At 40.5% G+C, this 23882-nt stretch carries 21 protein-coding genes; 11 read left to right on the plus strand and 10 right to left on the minus strand.

Annotated features, from left to right (window positions below; all coding sequences use genetic code 11):
* Nucleotides 1-247: 247 nt before the first annotated feature.
* Nucleotides 248-1861: a phosphoethanolamine transferase gene (locus MMP72_RS06370; protein WP_241315586.1), complete on the plus strand. Its 1614-nt coding sequence runs from the start codon at nucleotides 248-250 to the stop codon at nucleotides 1859-1861.
* Between the two features lie 172 nt (nucleotides 1862-2033).
* A complete protein-coding gene (locus tag MMP72_RS06375; protein WP_241315588.1) occupies nucleotides 2034-3176 on the plus strand; it encodes a glycerophosphodiester phosphodiesterase in 1143 nt (380 codons plus the stop codon).
* A gap of 21 nt (nucleotides 3177-3197) precedes the next feature.
* On the opposite strand, the gene pnuC is transcribed toward MMP72_RS06375, so the two are convergent.
* On the minus strand, nucleotides 3198-3788 hold the full coding sequence (gene pnuC, locus MMP72_RS06380) for a nicotinamide riboside transporter PnuC (protein ID WP_241315590.1): 591 nt from the start codon (nucleotides 3786-3788) through the stop codon (nucleotides 3198-3200).
* A 406-nt stretch (nucleotides 3789-4194) separates the two neighbouring features.
* Here pnuC and MMP72_RS06385 point away from each other — a divergent pair, with 406 nt between their 5' ends.
* Nucleotides 4195-5145, plus strand: a complete 951-nt coding sequence (locus tag MMP72_RS06385; RefSeq protein ID WP_241315591.1) for a DMT family transporter — start codon at nucleotides 4195-4197, stop codon at nucleotides 5143-5145.
* Between the two features lie 157 nt (nucleotides 5146-5302).
* Entirely contained in the window at nucleotides 5303-6901 is a 1599-nt protein-coding gene (locus MMP72_RS06390) for a CocE/NonD family hydrolase (RefSeq protein ID WP_241315593.1), read from the plus strand.
* 30 nt (nucleotides 6902-6931) lie between these two features.
* On the opposite strand, the gene MMP72_RS06395 is transcribed toward MMP72_RS06390, so the two are convergent.
* From MMP72_RS06395 to rlmE, 7 genes are all read right to left on the minus strand, one after another.
* Nucleotides 6932-7246, minus strand: a complete 315-nt coding sequence (locus MMP72_RS06395) for a DUF5713 family protein (protein WP_241315595.1) — start codon at nucleotides 7244-7246, stop codon at nucleotides 6932-6934.
* Nucleotides 7247-7424: 178 nt separating this feature from the next.
* The gene (locus MMP72_RS06400; protein WP_241315597.1) at nucleotides 7425-8345 is read right to left on the minus strand and encodes a pyridoxal-phosphate dependent enzyme; all 921 of its coding nucleotides are present in this window, start codon (nucleotides 8343-8345) and stop codon (nucleotides 7425-7427) included.
* Between the two features lie 87 nt (nucleotides 8346-8432).
* Nucleotides 8433-10064, minus strand: coding sequence for a VWA domain-containing protein (locus tag MMP72_RS06405; protein WP_241315599.1), 1632 nt, complete (start codon nucleotides 10062-10064; stop codon nucleotides 8433-8435).
* Between the two features lie 152 nt (nucleotides 10065-10216).
* On the minus strand, nucleotides 10217-10975 hold the full coding sequence (locus MMP72_RS06410) for an SIMPL domain-containing protein (protein ID WP_241315600.1): 759 nt from the start codon (nucleotides 10973-10975) through the stop codon (nucleotides 10217-10219).
* Between the two features lie 92 nt (nucleotides 10976-11067).
* Complete coding sequence (gene folP / locus MMP72_RS06415; RefSeq protein ID WP_241315602.1) at nucleotides 11068-11919, minus strand: dihydropteroate synthase; 852 nt, start codon at nucleotides 11917-11919, stop codon at nucleotides 11068-11070.
* A gap of 132 nt (nucleotides 11920-12051) precedes the next feature.
* Nucleotides 12052-13947: an ATP-dependent zinc metalloprotease FtsH gene (gene ftsH, locus MMP72_RS06420; protein ID WP_241315604.1), complete on the minus strand. Its 1896-nt coding sequence runs from the start codon at nucleotides 13945-13947 to the stop codon at nucleotides 12052-12054.
* A 137-nt stretch (nucleotides 13948-14084) separates the two neighbouring features.
* Complete coding sequence (gene rlmE, locus MMP72_RS06425) at nucleotides 14085-14735, minus strand: 23S rRNA (uridine(2552)-2'-O)-methyltransferase RlmE (protein WP_004669142.1); 651 nt, start codon at nucleotides 14733-14735, stop codon at nucleotides 14085-14087.
* A gap of 226 nt (nucleotides 14736-14961) precedes the next feature.
* Between rlmE and yhbY the strand changes: the two genes are divergently transcribed.
* Nucleotides 14962-15285 (plus strand): ribosome assembly RNA-binding protein YhbY, encoded by a 324-nt coding sequence (gene yhbY / locus MMP72_RS06430; RefSeq protein ID WP_130161003.1) that lies wholly within the window; start codon nucleotides 14962-14964, stop codon nucleotides 15283-15285.
* 5 nt (nucleotides 15286-15290) lie between these two features.
* Nucleotides 15291-15827, plus strand: a complete 537-nt coding sequence (locus MMP72_RS06435; RefSeq protein WP_241315606.1) for a DOMON-like domain-containing protein — start codon at nucleotides 15291-15293, stop codon at nucleotides 15825-15827.
* A gap of 327 nt (nucleotides 15828-16154) precedes the next feature.
* Here the strand turns inward: MMP72_RS06435 and MMP72_RS06440 are convergent, their stop codons facing one another.
* Nucleotides 16155-16697 (minus strand): hypothetical protein, encoded by a 543-nt coding sequence (locus tag MMP72_RS06440; RefSeq protein ID WP_241315608.1) that lies wholly within the window; start codon nucleotides 16695-16697, stop codon nucleotides 16155-16157.
* Between the two features lie 363 nt (nucleotides 16698-17060).
* On the opposite strand from MMP72_RS06440, the gene carA reads away from it, so the two are divergent.
* The 5 genes from carA (at nucleotide 17061) to MMP72_RS06465 (ending at nucleotide 23402) form a co-directional block, all read left to right on the plus strand.
* The gene (gene carA / locus MMP72_RS06445) at nucleotides 17061-18215 is read left to right on the plus strand and encodes a glutamine-hydrolyzing carbamoyl-phosphate synthase small subunit (protein ID WP_241315609.1); all 1155 of its coding nucleotides are present in this window, start codon (nucleotides 17061-17063) and stop codon (nucleotides 18213-18215) included.
* Between the two features lie 17 nt (nucleotides 18216-18232).
* Nucleotides 18233-21466: a carbamoyl-phosphate synthase large subunit gene (carB, locus tag MMP72_RS06450; protein ID WP_241315610.1), complete on the plus strand. Its 3234-nt coding sequence runs from the start codon at nucleotides 18233-18235 to the stop codon at nucleotides 21464-21466.
* A gap of 91 nt (nucleotides 21467-21557) precedes the next feature.
* A complete protein-coding gene (gene greA, locus MMP72_RS06455; RefSeq protein ID WP_241315611.1) occupies nucleotides 21558-22034 on the plus strand; it encodes a transcription elongation factor GreA in 477 nt (158 codons plus the stop codon).
* Between the two features lie 73 nt (nucleotides 22035-22107).
* Complete coding sequence (locus MMP72_RS06460) at nucleotides 22108-22731, plus strand: CatB-related O-acetyltransferase (RefSeq protein WP_241315612.1); 624 nt, start codon at nucleotides 22108-22110, stop codon at nucleotides 22729-22731.
* A gap of 233 nt (nucleotides 22732-22964) precedes the next feature.
* On the plus strand, nucleotides 22965-23402 hold the full coding sequence (locus MMP72_RS06465; RefSeq protein ID WP_241315613.1) for a universal stress protein: 438 nt from the start codon (nucleotides 22965-22967) through the stop codon (nucleotides 23400-23402).
* A gap of 157 nt (nucleotides 23403-23559) precedes the next feature.
* Here the strand turns inward: MMP72_RS06465 and MMP72_RS06470 are convergent, their stop codons facing one another.
* A complete protein-coding gene (locus MMP72_RS06470) occupies nucleotides 23560-23877 on the minus strand; it encodes an MGMT family protein (protein WP_241315614.1) in 318 nt (105 codons plus the stop codon).
* Nucleotides 23878-23882 lie beyond the last annotated feature (5 nt).

The raw sequence follows: 23882 nt of genomic DNA on the forward strand, positions 1-23882 counted from the left end.
GCTAATAAGGAAACACTATCCCTATTAACATATCATTGCAAAAAGCTAGAATTACGAAGAAATTGTGGATTTTTCAGGTTATTTCAAATAGATTAAAAAGAAAATAAACTAAGTAAATTCAAATAACTAATAAACACAAAATTGAAACGACTTTGCTATCAATAAGTTCTTAAATTCAGATTGACAATGCCTACGCTAAAACCGATAGTAGCACGCTTATTGTTCTCTCCTATCTTATTCAGTATCTATGAAGGCCCACCTGAAGAATTTTAATATTCTCCTATTGATTCTGCTACCCGCTCTGATTACTGGCGGTTTATTCATTTTCTCTGGCAATGTCTCTGATGGCCTAAGGCTTGGATTTTTATCCCTACCCGGCGTCATTTTCTTATATTTGGCGATTACTCAAAATAAAAAGTATTTGTCTCTGCTGTCCATCATTTGGTGGCTGATTTTCTGGTCCGACTCACTATTGCGTTCGAGTACTTGGATTTTATTTAGCAGTGACAATGAAGCCTACTTTATTATTGAGGCGATTGCGAATACCAGTTATGCCGAGACATGGGAGTTTTTGCAACTTCATGCAATGAGCATTATTGCCCTGCTATTTGGTTTGGTTTCACTTACGATCGCTTATCACTACATCGTATTTAAATATTTAAAAGCTGAAAATTTCCAGCAACTGTGGAACAGCTCAATTTATCGTGCAGCAATTATTTTACTGGTTTTACTGAGCTTATCTTGCTATCTCCTCAAGCCGTCACGCAATGTTCATCCAGTTGTATTTTGGAATAATTATCAGGGAAAAATTCAAGATTTCAAAGACCGAATCAAGCAACATAAAGATGTTCATCATCAGTGGGATATCAGTGCCAAACAGAACCTAATCGTTGCAGAACACGCTAAACAGAAACAAACTCACGTGTTGGTCTTGTCTGAAAGTATCACCAGTCTTGATTTGGGCTTATGCGGCTATGCTCGAAATACCACGCCTGAACTCTCAAAAAGAATTGATCAGATTAAAGTATTTTGTAATGCATTTTCACCATCTCCCTCCACGATTAATGCCTTACGGGTACTTTTAACTGAAAGCCCTGCTTCAGAATATGATCGATATTCACCAGAAAGTGTACTTGCTTATGCAAAAGCAGCAGGTTATAAAATTTACTGGCTCAGCAATCAAGATGATATTTACCTGTCCTCATTATTCGGTTCTTATGCGGATAAAGCGATCTATAAAAATACCCGTTCAGGACGCAGCAGCACTTCTTTAGATGAAAATCTGATCCCAGCTTATCAACAAGCCCTTGCAGATCCTGAGCCGAAAAAGTTAATTATTCTGCATATGATCGGCACACATCCCAACTATAAAGAACGTTACCCTGCTCTGTTTAATCAGTTTAGTAGCGATAGTAATGATGCGGTAGAGATGCGACTCAAGAAAAATGATATTGATCCATGGATACGTTCCATGCGTAATCATTATGACAATGCCATCTTGTATCAAGACACGTTATTGGCTCAAATTTTGGATAAGCTGATGGCGGAAAAGAACTTAGACTTTAGGTCATTTACTGTTGTTTCAGATCATGGCAATGAAGTTGGACATGAGATCGATTATGCGGGTCATAGCCCAAATACGAAAGCGGGTTATCAAGTTCCTGTAATGATGTGGTACGACCATATACCGTCAACAGGCGTGGATCTCACCAAAACCATCAACACCGCTGAACTCGACAACAATTTGATGCAGATTATGGGACTCAAAGATAAATCTGCACCACCTCAGTCCTATTGGCTAGACCAAGATTATCACTTCAGCCCTGAAGTGAACTGGCCTTATTGGGAAAAAAAGCAGTGATTGTTGAAGATTAGAACACCCAGTTTTAACATTGGGTAAAATTGGATGTTTTATTTCAATTGTTTTATTTAAACATTCTTTTTATTTTCATCAAATAATCATCTCATTGTCATCTGTTTGATAAATTTAATCAGCACACTAAGGCTCTAATAAAAAACACAAGAGTTTAGATATGTTAAAAAAAGCAGTCGCAAGTCTTTGTCTAGTCAGCCTTGTAGGTTGTAATAGTGATGACAATGATTCATCTAAATCGACTCAACCTGAGTATCAATTGCCGCAGATTTTAGTGGTCGGACATCGTGGTGCGAGTGCGCTGCGACCTGAACATACCCTTGAGGCTTATCAAAAAGCGATTGATGATGGTGCAGATTTTATTGAACCTGATGTCGTCTCGACCAAAGATGGTATTTTAGTGGCACGCCATGAAAATGAAATCAGCGGCACCACCAATGTTGCCAGTCTGCCAGAATTTGCAGATCGTAAAACCACAAAAGTGATTGATGGCCAAAGTATCGAAGGTTGGTTCACAGAGGACTTTACACTCAAAGAGTTACAGCAACTCAAAGCACGCGAACGTATTCCAGAGGATCGACCTGCCAATCAAAACTATAATGACCTATATGCGATCCCAACATTGGAACAAATTATTGAACTTGCCGATGCACATTACAAAAAAACAGGCAAGATCATTGGCTTATATATTGAAACCAAACACCCCTCCTTTTTCCAAAAACAAAATTTAGCAATGGAAGACACTTTGCTAAAAACCTTAGCCAAATACACATATACCCGTGACATCGCACCCGTCTACTTACAGTCATTTGAAGTGAGTAATTTAAAATATTTAAAAGGTCAATTGGATGCGCATAAAAGTGTTAAACATGCACAACTGATCCAACTTTATGATGAGAAAACAGTACAACCAGCAGATTTTGTGGCGCAAAATATCTCAACCACCTATGCGGATATGGCAACTGCACAAGGCTTAAAAGAGGTTGCGCAATATGCAAATGGTGTTGGACCGTGGAAGCCTTATATCTTTAAAGATGAAGCCATGACACAAACCACATCATTTATCCCTGATGCTCATCAAGTCGGACTAAAAGTACATCCATATACATTCCGTCCAGAAAATAAATTCTTACCTGAGACGTTAAAGTGTAGTACTGAAACGTCAAAAGCAGCCGAACGCTGTCCAACAGGTTCAATCAAAGAATTACAGCTTTATTTCAAAGCAGGGGTTGATGGGGTATTTGCTGATGATCCAGCCATTGCTCGCCAAGCGGTACAAAGCTACCTAGCCCAAACAAAATAAGCTGATCAACAAGGGTCGCGATCAGTGCTGCCCTTGTTTTATGGGATGTGCCAATTGCTTTTGTTTGGCTCTGGTCCATTGCCACCAACCATAGGTTGCTAATCCAACAAATGCCGCATATAAACCCGCAGTTAAAAACAGTTCTTTGTATACAAACATGCCTACATAGACGATATCCACAAAGATCCAAAGCACCCAAGTTGCAATATGCTTGCGACTGGTCCAATAGGTTGCGAGCAAACTAAATGCGGCAAGTTGCGCATCTAATATCGGTACGGCTGCATCGGTGAAGTGCTTCAACATTAAACCCAATAATAATCCACCCATTGCAGCCAAACACATTTGCCCCATTGCGATCCGAATCACGATGGGTTCAATGCGAATCTCGTGCTCTTGTCGTTTCCCTTTCAACCAATAATAAAAACCATAGAAATTGAACGCGATAAAGAAAAATTGCAGGATGGTTTCAGCATACAACTTATAGTTGAAAAAAAGATACGCATACAAGGCACAAGCCAAAACATTAAACCCCCAACACCACATATGGCGCTGAATCGTTAATGTGACACCGATAACACTCATCAAGACAGCAATGATTTCTAAAGCAGACAAGAGAAAACTTCTATTTAAATATCGAATAAGGTCATTATGAAAAGATCTTCAATTTAAGCAACCATAAAATCTTTAAGGGCTATTTTTTATTTTTTCAGCACCATTGAGAATAATGACTATTTTTTATTCATACCTTATGCTATAAAAATCCAAAGCTTATTTTATATGACCCACATGATCATTCATAAAGTTCCCGCCATATGTCTTGCTCATATCACAGCTTGCATTCTCAGCAATGCAAGCTGGCGACGTGTCTGCGTGTCTATGCGAGGAGGCTTTGCATTATTTCATCCGATGACGATTTAAAAAAGACATCACATGAAACATCGGTCGCCTCAATGGCGGCCTTTTTTTTACCTAAATTTTGAGAAATCTAAATAGACCTCGATGATTACTGGAGAATCCCATGTCACAACTACATGAAAAAAGTTTTATATCCACGACACAGATACAACCGACTGTTGCCTCTACTTCCCTTCGCCCAGCGACAGTCGGTCAATTTATTGCAGTCGTTCTGATTTGGTCATTTACCCCATTAGCGGCGGTATGGACGGTGCAAGAAATTCATTGGGCGTGGGGCTTATTTCTACGCTACAGTCTGGCCATTCCACTTGCCTTTATGTGTTTGTTTTACTTTCGACTCAAACTCATCATAAATCTCAAAGCCATCCTCAGTTATGTAGCAGGTGCAATTGGGTTATTTGGCTCTATGACTTTTTGTTATATGGGCGCGACGCGTGTTCCCTCAGCGATGATTTCGATTATTTATGGCACTGCACCGTTATGGTCAGGTTTAATTGTCGTATTTATTTTAAAACGTGAACACTTTCACCTACGCCAATGGTGCGGTTTAACACTGGCCTTTCTCGGCTTGATACTCACAATGGGCTTAGGTACAGATGATGTTCAGCTCGACATGCTGGGTATTGCCTATGAAATCATTGCGGTTTTACTCTATGTACTTTCTATGTTCGCTGTTGCAAAAGTGGGTGCAAAGATTCACCCCATTACTCAAACCACAGGCTCAACCTTGGTTTCATGGATTGGCTATGTCTGTTTATTGCCATTTTTTATCTCAGAAGTTCCGACACAACTGCCAAGTCTACAAGCCAGTATGGCTTTGCTGTATAGCGCATTATTTTCTTCAGTACTGGCCATGATTTTTTATTTTCACTTAATTCAAAAACTCAATCCGACCACAGTTATGCTCATCATGATTGTAACCCCCGTATTGGCAACATTTTGGGGGATATCGTTGAACCATGAGCCACTCAGCTCACATTTGATTATTGGCTTGATCTGTTTATGCTTTGGTCTATTTTTATATGCTTATCGCAAGAAATCATACAACTTATAAGACAACAAAACCGATAGATCAGTAAAATGGTCTATCGATTTAGATTATAGTATTTGATCATTGGCTGAGTTAGAGCAAAACCATCATTGCAGATATATGATTTGCTGCTGTATCCCAACATGACTTCTCAGAGATTTATTCAAGGATGAAAGAATCTATGCGTATTTATCTTTTATGGATATTTTTTAGCGTTACCTTGCTCATACAAGGTTGTGCTTATCATTCACCTAAACCCATTCATGCTCATCAAGAAACAGTCGAATTAAAGCAACGTTATTATCAGGCCAAAACCATAACTGCTGATGGCACTGTACTGGCTTTTACCGTGTATCAACCCCATTTAAAGGTCGGCCAAACCGCGCCTTTACTGTTGCATACGCATGGCTTTGGTTTATCGCGAATGAAACGTCCTGAACTGAGTTTATATGGTTTTCTGTTACCCACGGGACAAGTTGCCAAAACTGCATGGAAAAACGGCTATTGGGTGATTAGTTATGACCAACGTGGGCATGGCAATAGCAAAGGTAAAATCCGTCTTGCTGATCCAAACAAAGAAGCACAGGATATTATTAGCATCATGAATTGGGCTGAAAAGCACCTTCCCCAATTAGCAAAAAACCAAAATGGCGTTCGTACTGGCATGATTGGTGAGTCCTATGCAGGCGGGGTGCAATATCTTGCATCGGCATTGGATCCACGTTTACAAGCCATTGTTCCCATTACCACTTGGTATGATCTCGTAAATAGCCTTGCACCGAATGGTGTGCCTAAAAGCAACTGGATTGGTTTCTTAAATTTAATTGGTGACTGGTGGAATTGGAATAAATTTGATCCTGAACTTAAACAAGCCTATCAAGAAACGCAACAAGGGCTGCTCAATGAATCGTCCTATCATTTTCTAAAAATGCATCAAGCGCGTTGGTTTTGTGAACATGGTCAAGCACCTCAAGCAGATGCACTGATCATTCAGGGATTTAGAGATATCTTATTCCCATTTAATGAAGGCGTTAAAGCCGCTGAATGCGTCAAACAAGCGCGGCAAAAAGTCCATTTGATCGGGGTACAAGGCGGACATCTGCAACCCTTGGCACAGCACTCTCCTTCAGGCCAAACACCTTTTTGGTACATCGGAAAATCTGTTCATTGTGGGGATAAACAACACTACAACTTACAAAATACGATCTTAAAGTGGTTCGATCAAAAATTAAAAGACCAAACAACGACACTCAAGCTACCTGAATTATGCGTAGATCATAGCCCTGTCACACAGCTCACAGATCTAAACCCAACCACATCTTACACCATGAATAGAACATGGATTGCCGCAACCAAGACACAAGCTGTATTTGTTCCTATACATGAGGCAAAGCAAGCCACGCATATTACGGGTTCCCCGCTCTTAACGCTCAATGTTGAAGCAGAATCTAATGACCCCGTGTTATTTATATCTGTTGCAGTAAAATCAAAAGAAACCGGGAAATATGTTGTTTTGAATGAACAAACAGCACCCTTTAATCATGCTAAAAAACAAATTTATGATCAGATTACATTGGGCTTAACTCATTCAGATTCACATCATCAACGTATTGAATTACCGAGTATAAATGGAAAACTAAATGAGGGAGATACTTTAGGACTGCTGATCAATAGTGAAAGTATTTATTATCAGAAAGTGAAACAACCCAAAATTGAAGCATGGATTTCTGGACAAATCGTTTTACCCAAATTATGGTTTGGAGAAGACGCTAATCAATGATTTTTTATAAATATTGATCGAGAGTGGCGCTTACCACTCTCGATTGACAATTAATTCTTCCATTTCAATATCGAAATAGCCCGCTTCTTGCACGATCATCATCATCGCTTCAGCAATATAATCCGCTGCGGTGTCATCTAAGGATGAATCCAAGTCTTCAAACTGCGGTTTCATTTCATTAATTTCAATGGTGGTCAGATTTGCAAAACGATAAATCTCAGTTTCAGACAAGCCAGAGCGACTCACTTTTTTTGCAAACTGACGAATATGCTGTTTGACTTCTGCAACCAGAATATCGGGATAATATTCATCATCAAACATGGGGAGGAGTAAATTTTCAAACATAAAAATGAATATGCCAATAGAACGCCATGCTTATACCATAAACTGATACAAATCACGATATTTCAGCATAAAAAAAGCGGTTTTTAAAACCTTCCTTGATCAAATCATCTCCGTATTTTTTTATTGAGCTATCGCACTTTGGAAATAAGATGAATATTTCCAAAGCCAAGCGATACATTCAAACCACTGTTTGCACCGAAAATTGCTGAGCATATTTTGAAAGCTGCTCAAAGGTAATGGATGCACCACCGCATACGATCACCAACACATCCTCTGTCGGTGCGAAGCTAATTTTTTTATCATACAAGATGGATAATGTTGCGCCACATGCAGGCTCAACCAATGTTCGATGATCATCTAAAAACTTCAAACAAGCAGTCACTGCTTCTTGATCCGAAACAGTCATACCTTGAACGTTTTGACTTTGTGAAATCAGAAACGCATTTTCACAGACTTGTTTGGCTGCAAGTGTTGTCGCAATCCCCGTCACTTCCTCTAAGGTTATATGCTTTCCCATCTTGATTGAGGTATTTAAAGAAGCTGTTCCATCGGTTTCAATCGCATAAATTGGAATGTCTAAATGATTTCGACTTAAGCCTTGATTAATACCAGAGATTAAACTGCCCCCACCGACGGATAAAACAACCGCATTCGGATAGATACCTTCGGCAATAACTTCATCAATAATATTTGCAACACCATCCCACAAATATTGATCATCGAATGGATGAATATAAATGACCTCATCATTGACCAATGAAAGTGCCAGCTCATTGGCTTCCACCCAAGATTCACCATGCACAATGACCTCAGCACCGTGTTGCAGCATTAAATCAATCGCTTTTTGAGACGTTGTTTTAGGCACAATCACTGTGACAGGGATATGAAGAGCTTTTCCCATATAAGCGACTGAAATACCCGCATTGCCACCAGAAGAACTAATGAATTTCTTGGCCCCTTTTTCTACATATTTTAGACAGGCATTGCCGATACTTCTTTGCTTAAAAGAACCTGTAGGCTGAGCAGATTCCATTTTCAACCAGACATTACAGTTATTAAGTTCGCTTAATTCACTTGATCTAATTAATGGCGTTTTCATCGTGATTGTTATTTCATCCTACTATAAATGAGTACCATGCATGGTCGGTGAAGCCATCGTCACCGACCACATTTATAACATGAATATTCAATCTTTTTTAGCACTTAAACTTTTGGCAATTTTAGCCAGCTCTACAAACTCCTCACGCATAAGATAAGGATCAGGTTGAGCAGATTGTTGTGCCAATTGAATAATCTGATCCCATCCGACTGCCCCATTGTATTGCCCACCTTTGAGTTGTTGAGCATAAGAAGCAACGGCGATTGCAAAACGCGTATCACTATTGGCTTGTGCAAGGGTTTTACTGCCGGTTTTCACTGCTTGATTCAATAAAATACTGGTTGCTTGATTGGGTAATTTATAACGTAAATTCACAAAGGCATATTCTGATGCCCTGCTCGCATCGAGTTTTGTCGTTGCTTGATAACGTGAATCATTGAGCCAACCCTGTTTTCCAGCTGGAATGATTTCATATAATGCGGTAACACGATGCCCAGCCCCAATATCCCCAGCATCCACTTTATCGTTATTAAAATCTTCTTGCTTGAGCATACGGTTTTCATAACCGACTAAACGATATTCTTTCACCGTGGCGGGATTAAACTCGACCTGAATTTTTACATCTTGTGCAACAGTTGCAAGGGTTGATGACAATTGACGCTGTACCACTTTTTTGGCTTCATTTTTATTGTCGATATAGCTGTAATTTCCATCACCTGCGTCTGCAAGCTGTTCCATTAACTGCTCATTATAATTCCCCGTACCAAAACCGAGTGTGGTTAACGAAATGCCACTTTTTCGTTTTTCAGCAACGATACCTTTTAAAGTACTAAAATCGGTGATCCCGACATTAAAGTCACCATCTGTCGCCAGTAAAATACGGTTAATGCCATTTTTCACAAAAGCTTTCTCAGCTTGTTTATACGCCAGTTGGACTGCCTGCTCTCCAGCCGTTGCACCACCCGCTTTTAATGCATTAACCACGGCCAGTATTTTATCCTTCTGATCGCCTGAGGTCGGCTCAAGCACTAATTTCTCGCCACTAGCATAAGTAATAATCGTGACTTTGTCCTGTGGTCGTAACTGCTCAGTCAACAAGCGTAATGTTTGCTTCACCAATGGCAACTTATCGGGTGCACTCATACTCCCTGACACATCGACAAGAAAAACTAAATTTGCAGGTGGCAATTGCTTGACCGTTAAATCCTTGGCCTGAATCCCGATTTTGATGAGCTTGGCATGGTCTTTCCAAGGTGAATCCACGGTTTCAGTGGTCACTGAAAATGGATGTACACCGACTGGTTGTGGATACTGATAATCAAAATAATTAATCATTTCCTCGATACGCACCGCATCTGCTGGCGGTAAACGTCCATCATTTAAGAATCTGCGCGTATTGGTATAACTGCCTGTATCCACATCAATACTAAAAGTTGAGATTGCTTGATCTGAGACTCGAAAAACAGGGTTAACTTCATTGCTCTGATATTTTTCAGTGTTTTGTTCTAGTCTCGGTCGCTCTAGGGTTGGCATTACCGCAATATAAGCAGCAGGAGCAATCGCCTTGCGAGCATTGTCCGCCATTCTAGTCGGCAGAACCAAAGGCGCTGGCATCATAACTTCTGCGCCAGCGCCTCTTTGCTCTTTTACTGGATTGCTACAGGCCATCACCATACAACTGAGCAAGGTTAGGCTGAGAATTTTTGTTGATTGATGCATGTATAAACCCCTGAATTTTATTTTGTCTTTTCAAATGAAAATGATATGCAACTTAATTGTATGCAAAAAAATAAGGATACATCGTGTTCGAATGTATCCTTACCTTCATAACAACCATTGCGTATTTTTTGATCTATCAAAATCCTCAGCTACTACTCAATCGCATAATTGATCGTCACGACAACACGGGCAATTTTATTAATGGTTGCTTTGTCATAGGCCCCCCCATAGTCACTGTTATCATCAGACCCACTTTCAGGCAGAATATAGAATGCACCCTGACTTGCTGAACGCATCATACCCACCTTAACGCCGCCGACTTTGGCAAACTCATTGGCACGGCTATAGGCATTTTTCGTGGCATTAGCAATCAATGACATTTTGATTTCTTCTAAATTAGACACCAGATATTCAGGTTGCTGTTCAATTGCAATGCCTTTTTCATCAAGCAAATAAGCATCTTTTGCAGCCTGTTCAATTGTCTCAATATCTCGACTACTGATCACCAAAGATTGTAATGCAATATAGCCTTTAAACTCCCGCTTGGTCCGCCCTTCACCTGTATCGACGTCTTCATAATAGGCTTGAGAACTTTTATTACCAAGCTGCATATCCACTGTCTTGAAGCCATGTTCAACAAAGAAAGCTTGTAGCACTTTCATGTGCTGATCAAGTAATTGATAAGCTTCAGGAATCGTGTCTGAAGTGCGGTTGGTTTGTAAGTTAATTTCCCAACGAGCAGAATCCGCTTGGATTGGTTTTTCAGCCAAGCCCTTGACCGTAATTGAATTTTTTGTGCTATTAAATTGCTTCAGTGCATAGCCCATTACACCAGCCGAAATAATAAATCCTAGACTGAGAATGAGTGCAAACACCCATAAGCTTTTATATGTAATTGTTTTATTTTCCATTTTTATATCACTCAAAGGATTGATCGTTTCTTATATTGAAGATTATTTTACACATCAGTAGCCCATACAATGCAGTACTGATGTGTAAAGTATTAGGTATTCTTCATCATTGTCCAAACGTTTAAGGCATCACGGGTTGCTTTGACATCATGAACCCGAACAATGCTTGCGCCCTGCTGAATACTCAACATGTGCCCCATCACACTACCAACGGCCCGCTCTTGCGCTGGAACACCATGTAATGCTTCACCAATAAAACGTTTACGAGAAAGTCCGGACAAAATTGGATAGCCCATTTGATTGAGTTTCCAGAACGCATTCAGTAGTTGAAAATTTTGTTGCGCATTTTTAGCAAAACCAAAACCGGGATCAAGAATAATATTTTCTGTTTTAATCCCAACTGCAATTGCTTGATCTAGGCGCTGCTGTAGCTCCCTCATCACATCTTCAGTCACATCATCATACTGATCCAGTTGATTCATATTGGTCGGTTCACCACGCATATGCATCAATACAACAGGTATGTTGAGTTCAGCCGCAGTTTCTAAGGCCTGCGGACGGGTTAATGCACGAACATCATTCCAAATATGCGCACCTGCTTGGATGGCAGCCCGTATGACTTCGGGCTGGCTGGTATCAATCGACATAATCACATCATATTTTGATAATGCTTCAACCACAGGAATTACACGTCGAATTTCTTCTTCGACAGAAACAGGTGAAGCATTTGGACGTGTTGATTCACCACCAATGTCGATTATCGTTGCCCCATCTTCAATCATCTGCAATGCATGTTTAATCGCTTGCTCTTTATGCTGATGCTGCCCACCATCGCTAAATGAATCAGGGGTTACATTCAAGATTCCCATAATCTGAGGCTGAGATAAATCTAATCTAAAACGACCACACTGTAATTGGCACTGGGGTAATGGCATTAACCGCATCAACACTCTCCACATATGAATGTCATTATATTAACAAGACTAAGCCTTAATGGTTGATGATTTATTTTCAACTTCAGCCAAAATCAAGACAAAAAAAGAGCGACCTAAGTCGCTCATTCTTTTTAAAATCTTTTAACCCATTGCTGGCAATGGCGGTGGTGTAGATGGACCATCTTTAGGTGGTTCAAAATCAGCCACTGGATTTTCAGCCACATACACTTTTGGTGGTTGTGGTTCACGACCTTCCATGATGTCACGGATTTGGTCACGATCAATGGTTTCCCAATCCATCAAGGCTTTTACCATGGCATGTGCAATATCTTTATTACTTTCTAAGATATCACGTGCCACTTTGTACTGCTCGTCTAAGATACGACGTACTTCTTCATCTACTTTTTGCTGCGTAGCTTCAGAAATGGTACGACTACCGACATTACCGAAGAAACCACTTTGGTTTTCATCTTCATAAACCATCACACCAAGCGCATCAGACATACCATATTTGGTCACCATTGCACGCGCCATTTTGGTTGCACGTTCAAAGTCATTGGATGCACCAGTAGACATTTGGTTAATGAAGACTTCCTCTGCAATACGACCACCAAATAAAATGGAAAGTTCATTCAACATCTTATCTTTATAATGGCTGGTTTGGTCTTGTTCAGGAAGCTGCCATGTGACACCAAGCGCCCAACCACGTGGCATGATTGTAACTTTATGAACTGGATCGGTACCTGGTAAGATTTCAGCAACAATCGCATGCCCTGCTTCATGATAAGCCGTTGCGCGACGTTCTTCTTCACGAAGCACCATCGACTTACGTTCAGGCCCCATGTAAATCTTGTCTTTAGCATCTTCAAAGTCATGCATATCGACCGTATTTTTGTTACGGCGAGCAGCAAACAATGCCGCTTCATTCACAAGGTTAGCAAGCTGTGCACCTGAGAATCCTGGTGTACCACGTGCCAGAATTTTAAGATCCACACCAGTCACAGAAGGCAATTTCTTCAAATGTACATTAAGGATTTGCTCACGACCACGAATGTCAGGCAAACCAACCATCACTTGACGATCAAAACGTCCCGGACGTAGAAGCGCTTTATCAAGCACATCAGCACGGTTTGTAGCAGCAATAACGATAACGCCTTCGTTGCCTTCAAAGCCATCCATTTCAACAAGCATCTGGTTCAAAGTCTGTTCACGTTCATCATGACCACCACCTGTACCCGAACCACGATGACGACCGACTGCATCAATCTCATCAATAAAGATGATACATGGCGCGTTTCGTTTCGCCTGTTCAAACATGTCACGAACACGCGATGCACCGACACCGACAAACATTTCGACGAAATCAGAACCTGAAATACTAAAGAATGGAACTTTGGCTTCACCCGCAATTGCTTTTGCTAATAAGGTTTTACCCGTACCCGGAGGACCAACCATTAACACGCCACGTGGAATCGTTGCTCCAAGACGTTTAAATTTGGATGGGTCTTTTAAGAAATCAACGATTTCAACCACTTCTTGTTTTGCTTCATCACAACCAGCAACATCAACAAACGTGATCTTGATTTGGTCTTCAGTTAGCATTTTCGCTTTTGATTTACCAAAGCTCATTGGGCCATTCTTACCACCAGCACCACCGCCCATGTTGCGCATAAAGAACATGAACAACAAAATAATAAGCAATATCGGGAAACTTGCGATGAGAAGTTGCATCAAAATGCCTTGGCGTTGTGGCGCAATGCCTTCAACCACTACATTTTGTTTGTTTAAGCTTGGTAGCAACTGAGTGTCTTCTACTTGTGGACGAACGGTCTCAAATGGAGAACTATCAGTTTTTTCGCCACTGATATTTAAACCATCAATGGTGACTTGTTTAATTTGTCCAGCATTCACCGCCGCAACGAAATCAGAGTATTTCATCGCCGCAGGTTTATTTCGGTCACTGACGTTGCTAAAAATCAAAATCAGAACACCGAGTATGACGAGCCACAATACGGCATTCTTGAAGTAATCGCTCAAGGCTTTATTCCCATATCAATCTAATTTGATCATACCTAATCTTGGCTGACCTTCACAAAAACAGCAATGAATTTGCGTTGCAAAAAACTTAAAAGGTACAAAATGCACAATTTTTAACAACTTGGCAAGTATACTTTTTATTTCAAGGCCTTTTTACGACCTTGTCCAATCAAAAAAACCTCTTTTGATCGAGCACGCGACGCCGCTGGTTTGGCTGTTTTTAACACATCAAAACTATCGACCACCTGTTTTCTAAACTCATCAAATCCAGTGCCTTGGAACACTTTAACCAAAAACTGGCCATTCGGTCCTAACACTTTCTGAGCAAAGTCCAAAGCCAATTCACATAAGTAAATTTGACGAGGTTGATCAACAGCCTTATTACCTGATGTATTGGGGGCCATATCTGAAATTACAATATCTACTTGGCGTCCATTTAAAATATTTAACAATTTTTCGAAAACTTCTTCTTCGCGGAAATCGCCCTGTAAGAAAGTTACGTCGGGCAAAGCATCCATTGCTAAAATATCTGAAGCAACAACCAAACCGTTCGCGCCAACTAATTTACCTGCAATTTGTGACCAACTACCGGGTGCTGCACCTAAGTCAACTACCGTCATACCCGGCTTGATCATTTTATATTTTTCTTGGATCTCAAGTAGCTTATATGCTGCACGTGCACGATAACCCTCCTTTTGCGCTTTTTTTACAAAAGGATCATCTAAGTGCTCTCTCATCCATACACGACTGCTTTTCGACAATTTTTGATTGGTAATGCGTGTCGCCATAACTCTCTAAATTTCAAAAAACTTCTGATTGATCATTGTACGTGAAAATTCAGCTTATTACAGTATCAGAGCAGTTTAATGCTACGATCTTTTACAGTTTTTCGATCATCACCATTGATCATTTCAGCAGTTATATACACATTTGCCGCAAGTGCTTGCATCCTAAATCTATCTTAGATTCAGGATGCAAGCTATACTAGGTCGTTTTTCAAATCAGGTATTTTCAATGGCGGCTTTATCTATCCATGAACGTAAACGTTTACGTCAAATCGGTCATGCACTTAATCCAGTGGTCATGATTGGCGGTCAAGGGCTTACAGAAAGTGTAATTGAAGAAGCGCATCGGGCGTTAAATGATCATGAATTGATTAAAGTGAAGATCGCAGGTGAAGATCGCGAAGCACGCGCAGCTGTGATTGATGCTATTGTTGAAGCCACTGGTGCTGAAGCGGTACAAAAAATCGGTAAAATCGTTTTGCTCTATAAAAAAGCAGCAAAACAAAATCAACACCTGTCTAACCTCGTACGTTTTGCTCACCTAAGTCAGTAATCGCAATGGCAAGTTATGATCTTTCTGCTTTTGATCGTTTTCACAGTATTAGTGTAGTGGGCGCGATTGAGCAGCAAACCCCAGCAACCTTAAATGTTGCTTTCTGGGTGAGTGATCCAAATCAGTTTTTGATTTATCCAGAAAAAGTCGCGGCACATCCGCGTCATGACTTTTTATGGGAACAGACTTGTTTTGAACTTTTTGTAGGTGTGAAAGACCAAGATTTCTATCGTGAAATCAACCTTTCTCCCTCTCAAGCTTGGCAAGTGTATCAATTTGAAGAATACCGCTTTCCTGAAAATATGCCGCCAGTCGCAGCAGATGACATCGAGCTAAATCATTTACAGCGAACCCATTATGGTTTGAATGTCAGCTTAGATTTATCTAAATTTATGCAACAACATCAACTAAAATGGTCTGACTTATATTTAGGCTTAACTGCTGTGCTGAATACCACTCAAGGTGTGCAGTATTTTGCGATGCAGCATAGTAGTCCTCAAGCAGACTTCCATAATAAACGAGATTGGTTACATCAGTTTTAAATAGGGCCTGTTGACATTTCACAGATGCTTGCGACAGAGGACATTTTTTAGACGGTACAAGGCATGTCTTATGCAATTTAGTCATTCTAAATAAATAAGGCATAACGCAGTAGCGGCAAAAAATGCCCCTGTCCCAAAGGGTTATGGCTAAAACTTCCCTAAACTGCGTTATGAAACTTGACAAGGGGGTCGCCATTGCCTGCGTTTCATGCCTTGTTTATGTCGTTTTAGCTAATAACGCAATGCATGGTTGAAAGGTCAACAGACCCAATAAAAAAGCGAGAAATAAACTTCTCGCTTTTTTCAATCTAACATCATTATTAGTGCTTAGTTTGCACGAACTTTGTTCCACGCTTCAACAGCTTGACCTTTAGTACGCTTAAAGCTATCAACCAAAGTATCTTTATGCTTTACAGAAATTTGACTGATGTCATCTTTCAACTCTTTACTCACTTTGGTTAAATCTTCGATTAAACTATTTAACTCAGTTTTCAATGCATTTTTTAGCTCAACCAAGTTACCTTGAGAAGAGTTCAATTGGGTCTTGATCACATCAATACGCTGTAAAATATCTTGCTTAATTTGCGTCAGTTGATTTTGAATGTTTTGATTCAATTCTTTCGCTTCAGTCTCAATTTTTGCTTGAGTATCAGCCAAAGCTTCTTTAACCTGCTCTTGAGTCTCAGCAATCACTTCTTTTGCTTGCTCTTGAGTTTCAGCAATTACTTCTTTCGCTTTTGCTGTTTTTTCTGCAACAACTTCTTTAGCCTTCGCCGTTTTTTCAGCTACAGCTTCTTTCGCTTTTGCAGTTTTTTCAACAACAACGTCTTTCACTTCTTCAGTTGCTGCAGTAGTTTGATTCTCAGCCATTATGATTCCCCTCTATATTGATTGTTGATTTTTTGGCTAGATAATAAGATAAAACGCTTTCAGCTTGAACCATTAAAAAATTGTTAGACAATTTGCATAATATCTCATGATAACGTTATCAAAATGAGAGATTTTGCAATAGACACCAATCTATAGTGACGAGGTCAAAGAAATCGAGCATTTACTGATTTTAATAAATAAAACACATAGACTTCTCACAGACTCATGCGTATAATGCGCTGTTAAGTTATAAGCGAGCAGACCAGAAGGAGGCCATGTTTTTTTAAAGACAGCCTGCCTTTTTTTATGTCTTCTCGCTTTTTTACAGCCTTATTTTTGTGGTTTTAGTTCAGGAGCTTTGGTTTGAGCATCCCCGCCATTTTAGCCCTCGCTGATGGAACGATCTTTAAAGGAACGTCTATCGGTGCATCGGGAAATACGACTGGTGAAGTCGTTTTTAATACCGCCATGACTGGCTATCAAGAAATTTTGACTGATCCAAGTTACGCACAACAAATTGTGACGCTGACTTATCCTCATATTGGAAATACAGGCTGTAATAGCGAAGATGTTGAATCAGGTCGTATCCATAAAGTATGGGCGAATGGTTTGATTATTCGTGATCTTCCTTTATTACACAGCAATTTCCGTGCTGAACAATCTCTAAGTGAGTATTTACAACAACACAATGTTGTTGCAATCGCTGATATTGATACACGTAAACTGACACGTATTTTACGTGACAAAGGCGCACAAAATGGTTGCATCCTTGCTGGCGAAAATATTACAGAAGAAGAAGCAATCGCCAAAGCCCGTGCTTTTGGTGGTTTAACTGGTTTAGACCTTGCCAAAGAGTGCTGTGATCCAGAAGGTTTTGAATGGACTGAAGGCTCTTGGACTCTCGGTAAAGGTTTTACTCAACCTGAAATGAAATTTCATGTTGTGGCATACGATTATGGTGTCAAAACCAACATCTTACGTATGCTTGCGGACCGTGGTTGTAAACTCACGGTCGTCCCTGCGCAAACCCCTGCTGAGCAAGTCCTTGCGTTAAACCCAGATGGCGTGTTCTTGTCGAATGGTCCTGGCGATCCAGCAGCATGTGATTATGCCATTGCCGCAGTGAAAACCATTGTTGAAACAACCAATTTACCCGTGTTCGGTATTTGTTTAGGTCATCAAATTTTAGCACTCGCTTCTGGCGCAAAAACCATGAAAATGAATCATGGTCATCATGGTGCCAACCATCCTGTACAAAATCTTGACCCTCTCAGCGAACATCACGGTACAGTGATGATCACTTCTCAAAACCACGGCTTTGCTGTTGATGAAAGTACCTTACCAACAAATTTAAAAGTGACTCATCGCTCACTGTTTGATGGTACAAACCAAGGTATTCATCGTACTGACAAACCAGCATTCAGCTTCCAAGGTCACCCTGAAGCAAGTCCTGGCCCACATGATTGTGCTCCATTATTCGATCATTTCATCGAACTCATTGAAGCATCTAAACAGTAATCAAGAGCGAGTAAATTATGCCTAAACGTACGGATATTAAAAGCATCTTAATTATTGGTGCAGGTCCAATTGTCATTGGTCAAGCATGTGAGTTTGACTATTCTGGTGCACAAGCATGTAAAGCCCTTCGTGAAGAAGGTTACCGTGTTATTTTGGTCAACTCGAATCCAGCGACCATCATGACCGACCCGTCAATGGCGGATGCAACTTATATTGAGCCAATCACTTGGCAAACTGTCGCACAAATCATTGAAAAAGAACGTCCAGATGCTGTCCTCCCAACCATGGGTGGTCAAACAGCATTAAACTGTGCGCTTGCACTAGATGAACATGGCGTTCTAGCAAAATATAATGTTGAATTGATTGGTGCATCAAAAGAAGCGATTGAAAAAGCTGAAGATCGTAAACTTTTTGACATCGCAATGCGTAAAATCGGATTAGAATGTCCTCGTGCTGATGTTGCTGAAAGCATGGAACACGCACTGGAAATTCAATCACGTTTCGGTTTCCCAGTCATCATTCGCCCATCATTTACTATGGGTGGTTCTGGTGGCGGTATTGCATATAACAAAGAAGAATTTATTGAAATCTGTGAACGTGGTTTCGATCTTTCACCGACCAAACAATTATTGATTGATGAATCATTAATTGGCTGGAAAGAATACGAAATGGAAGTTGTTCGTGACAAAAACGACAACTGTATCATCGTATGTGCGATCGAAAACTTTGACCCAATGGGTGTACACACAGGTGACTCTATCACCGTCGCTCCTGCTCAAACACTGACAGATAAAGAATATCAAATCATGCGTAATGCATCGGTTGCTGTTCTTCGTGAAATCGGTGTGGAAACAGGTGGTTCGAACGTTCAATTCGGTATTAACCCGAAAGACGGTCGTATGGTTGTGATCGAGATGAACCCGCGTGTATCGCGTTCATCTGCACTTGCATCTAAAGCAACAGGTTTCCCAATTGCGAAAATCGCTGCAAAACTAGCAGTCGGTTACACGCTTGATGAATTGAAAAATGACATCACGGGTGGTATCACACCAGCAAGCTTTGAACCAGCGATTGACTATGTTGTCACCAAGATTCCTCGTTTCAACTTCGAAAAATTCCCACAAGCTGAGCCTGTACTCACAACGCAGATGAAATCTGTGGGCGAAGTCATGGCGATTGGTCGTAACTTCCAAGAATCTGTACAAAAAGCACTTCGTGGTCTTGAAGTAGGCGTAAGCGGCTTTGATGAAAAAATCGAAGTCGGTGCTGCCAATGCAAAAGACGTTATTCTAAAAGAACTTAAAGTTCCAGGTCCTGAGCGAATTTGGTACGTTGCTGATGCATTCCGTCACGGTTTCTCATTAGATGACGTATTCGAAGCAACTAAGATTGATCGTTGGTTCCTGATCCAAATCGAAGATATCGTTAAAGCTGAAGCTCAAGTGAAAACTTTAGGTTTTGGTGACTTAAACGCTGACAATATCCGTGCATTCAAACGCAAAGGTTTATCTGACCTGCGTATTGCAGACTTGATGGGTATTTCACAAAAGCAATTCCGTAAACAACGTTGGAACTTGGGCGTCTATCCAGTTTACAAACGTGTTGATACCTGTGCTGCTGAGTTTGAATCTGACACCGCTTACATGTACTCAACTTACGATGAAGAATGTGAAGCGAATCCATCGAATCGTGACAAGATCATGGTGATTGGTGGTGGTCCAAACCGTATTGGTCAAGGGATCGAGTTTGATTATTGCTGTGTACACGCTGCCCTCGCCATGCGTGAAGACGGTTATGAAACCATCATGGTCAACTGTAACCCAGAAACGGTTTCAACTGACTATGACACATCTGACCGTTTATACTTCGAGCCAGTCACACTTGAAGATGTGCTCGAAATCGTTCGTATCGAGAAGCCGAAAGGCGTAATCGTACAATACGGTGGTCAAACCCCATTAAAATTGGCACGTGCTTTAGAAGAAGCTGGTACACCAATTATCGGTACATCACCTGATGCAATTGACCGTGCAGAAGACCGCGAACGTTTCCAGCAAATGATTCAACGTTTACAGCTTCGTCAACCAAACAACAGTATTGTTAAATCTGCTGAAGAAGGTATTTCTGAAGCGGCTAAAGTCGGCTATCCATTGGTGGTTCGTCCATCTTATGTATTGGGTGGTCGTGCCATGGAAATCGTCTATAACGAAGATGAACTTAAACGTTACCTTCGTGAAGCAGTTCAAGCGTCTAATGAAGCGCCCGTTCTTCTTGACCGTTTCCTAGATGATGCAACTGAAGTTGACGTAGACTGCGTATCTGACGGTAAAGACGTTGTGATTGGCGGTATCATGCAGCACATCGAACAAGCAGGAATTCACTCAGGTGACTCAGCATGTTCAATTCCTCCTTACTCTCTTTCACAAGAGGTTCAGGATGAAATGCGTCGTCAAACCGTTGCTATGGCAAAAGAACTTGGCGTAATCGGTTTAATGAACGTTCAGTTTGCGGTTAAAGGTAATGACATTTATATCCTTGAAGTGAACCCACGTGCATCACGTACTGTTCCATTCGTTTCTAAATGTATTGGTGATTCTTTAGCAAAAGTTGCTGCACGCTGTATGGCGGGTCAATCACTGGAATCGCAAGGTTTCACTAAAGAAATCATTCCAACACACTTTGCTGTGAAAGAAGCTGTATTCCCATTCGCGAAGTTCCAAGGCGTTGATCCAATGCTTGGCCCTGAGATGAAGTCTACAGGTGAAGTGATGGGCGTTGGTCAAACCTTTGGTGAAGCATTCTATAAAGCGGTACTGGGTTCAAATGAACGTTTACCAGGCTTACCAACTGAAGGCGAAGTGAAACATGCATTCTTATCTGTTCGTGAATCAGATAAGAAATACATTGCCAACATCGCTAAACAGTTGATTGCTTATGGCTTCAAACTCATTGCAACCAATGGTACTTACCAAGTACTTCAAGAAGCTGGATTAGCGTGTGAAGCGGTCAATAAAGTAACCGAAGGCCGCCCTCATATTGTTGATCGCTTGAAAAATGGTGAAATTCATCTTATTGTCAACACCACTGAAGGCAAACAAGCCCAATATGATTCTGCCATGATCCGCCGTGCAGCCTTACAAGGCAAAGTGTATTACACCACGACTATCAATGGTGCAGAAGCAGTTTGCCAAGCATTTGCTGTGAAATTGCCAATGGATGTATACCGCTTGCAAGATTTACAAACTGTAGGTTAATTATTTACCAATAAGTCCCGTCACCTTATTGGTGGCGGGCTTTTTGTTTTTTTAATCCTGTATTTTCCCAACCCATTTAGAGGGGACTAGAATGCAACGTTATCCGATGACTCCCGAAGGCAAAATTGCCTTAGAGAAAGAATTACAACAGTTAAAAACAGTTGACCGCCCGCGTATCATTCAAGCGATTGCAGAAGCGCGTGAGCATGGTGACTTAAAAGAAAATGCTGAATATCATGCTGCGCGTGAACAGCAAGGTTTTTGTGAAGGTCGCATTCAAGATATCGAAGGAAAACTGGGCGCAGCACAAGAAATTGATGTTAAAACACTTGAACAAAATGGGCGTGTAGTCTTTGGTATTACGGTTACAATTGAAAATCTAGATACAGAAGAACGTAAGACCTATAAAATCGTTGGTGATGATGAAGCAGATTTTAAAATTAATAAAATCTCAGTGAACTCACCCATTGCCCGTGGTCTACTTGGCAAAAGTGAAGGTGATGAAGTCAAGATTCAAACACCTCAAGGCGAAGTTGAATACGAAATTGTGAGTGTGGAATATCTTTAATATTTCATATTAACTTAACCCCTCTTTAGAGGGGTTTTTATTCACCAAGATTTAGAACACTTTTGGAGTCAACATGGACACAGCACTGATCAATACACCGTTAAAACATTGGTGTGAGTTCGAGTTTATTTCCAAAACAGTGAAAAATCCGAATATTCATATCAAAGGCAATTATTCATATTACTCTGCCTATTGGGATCAAGGTTTTGAGCGATGTGTCGTGCGTTACCTACACGAAAAACCCTCGTCACCAGACAAACCCATTGATCAACTCTATATCGGCAATTTCGTGTGCTTTGGCGCTGAATGCGTGATTATGATGGGAGGTAATCAATTACATCGTCCTGATTGGATCTCTACCTTTCCTTTTGATACACGTAGCTTCTTAGCTGCTGGTGATACGATTATCGCTGATGGCTGCTGGATTGGTAGTCGTGCCATGATCATGCAGGGGGTTAAATTAGGTGAAGGTGCTGTGATCGCAACGGGAGCAGTCGTGACGCAAGATGTACCACCTTATGCAGTTGTCGGTGGCGTGCCTGCCAAAGTTTTAAAATATCGTTTTCCTCAAGAGCAGATAGAAAAGCTATTGACTTTGAAACTGTATGATCTAGATGAAAAGAAAATCTTAAAAATACGTGATCTGTTACAAACGAATAATATTGATCAATTGGCCCATTTTCTCAATCAAGATTGATCAGTTATTGCGCTAAATCATTGATATACAATCACTCTGTTTTTTAAAGAAATTTCATTTATTTTCAACAACACTAGCTCTTCACACTCAGTCCATAAAAAACAACTATCCCTATAAAAATACTAGGTTTTATTTTACGAACAACAGGTTTAATATAGAACTATAAAGTATATTTTGAACAAAATTTTATAAGCTAAATCCATAGAAGAGCGTAGAAATAAGGAGTAATAAACATGACCTATCAAAAAATTTTAGTTGCGATTGACGACTCAGAAATTGCAAACAATGTCATTCAGGAAGCCGCTCAACTCGCCAAAGCACTAGATAGTCAAATTACCGTTGTAGGGGTCGTCACCCTAGATCCCTATTTAGCTGATACCTACCTCCGTTTTGGTCAAAGTAATGAGTTGATTGAACGTGTTAAAGGCTATGTACAAGAGAATCTGACTAAAGCTGAAGACAAATTTGAAGCCTTAGGTGTTACGGTGACCACCCAAGTATTGGAAGGTCTTTCAATTCATCAAGAAATTATTAAAGCTGCCCAAAATCTAGGCACAGACCTTATTATTATGGGGTCACATGGGCGCACAGGATTTAAGCAGTTTGTTTTAGGAAGCGTGGCTCAAAAAGTGTTAGCTGAAAGCCATATTCCAGTTTTAGTTATACGTTGAATTTATTCAATAGCTAAACCAATTAGAGTAGTAACGATACAGTCAATAAAAAAGCATGGTAAAGATAATGACCATGCTTTTTTCCAGCTTTATTAAAAATTGTAATGTCACTTAGTTCAGGTGTGCTTGCAAACGTCATCGTAAGCTTTATTTTTTATCAAATGGTCCAACCAAAGACTTTCAGGTTTACTTTACCGTTCAGCAAATGAATGCCCTCCTCCTCCAGCAAATTTTGCTGAATATTTTCACCTTGATCATTCATCCGTGTCACACTGATTCTCCCTTGTCCATTAATTACTCGATGCCAAGGAATCTTGCTTTCTTTGTCTAAATGCTTCAATACATAACCTACTAACCGGGCATGTTTAGGCAGACCAGCTAATCTTGCAATTTGCCCATAACTTGCCACTTTGCCATAGGGGATCAAGGCAATAACTTCTAAAATCTGCCGATGTAGCTCCTTAGTATCTTTCATAATCT

The organism is Acinetobacter sp. NIPH 2699 (genome assembly GCF_022549355.1).
Lineage (GTDB): Bacteria > Pseudomonadota > Gammaproteobacteria > Pseudomonadales > Moraxellaceae > Acinetobacter.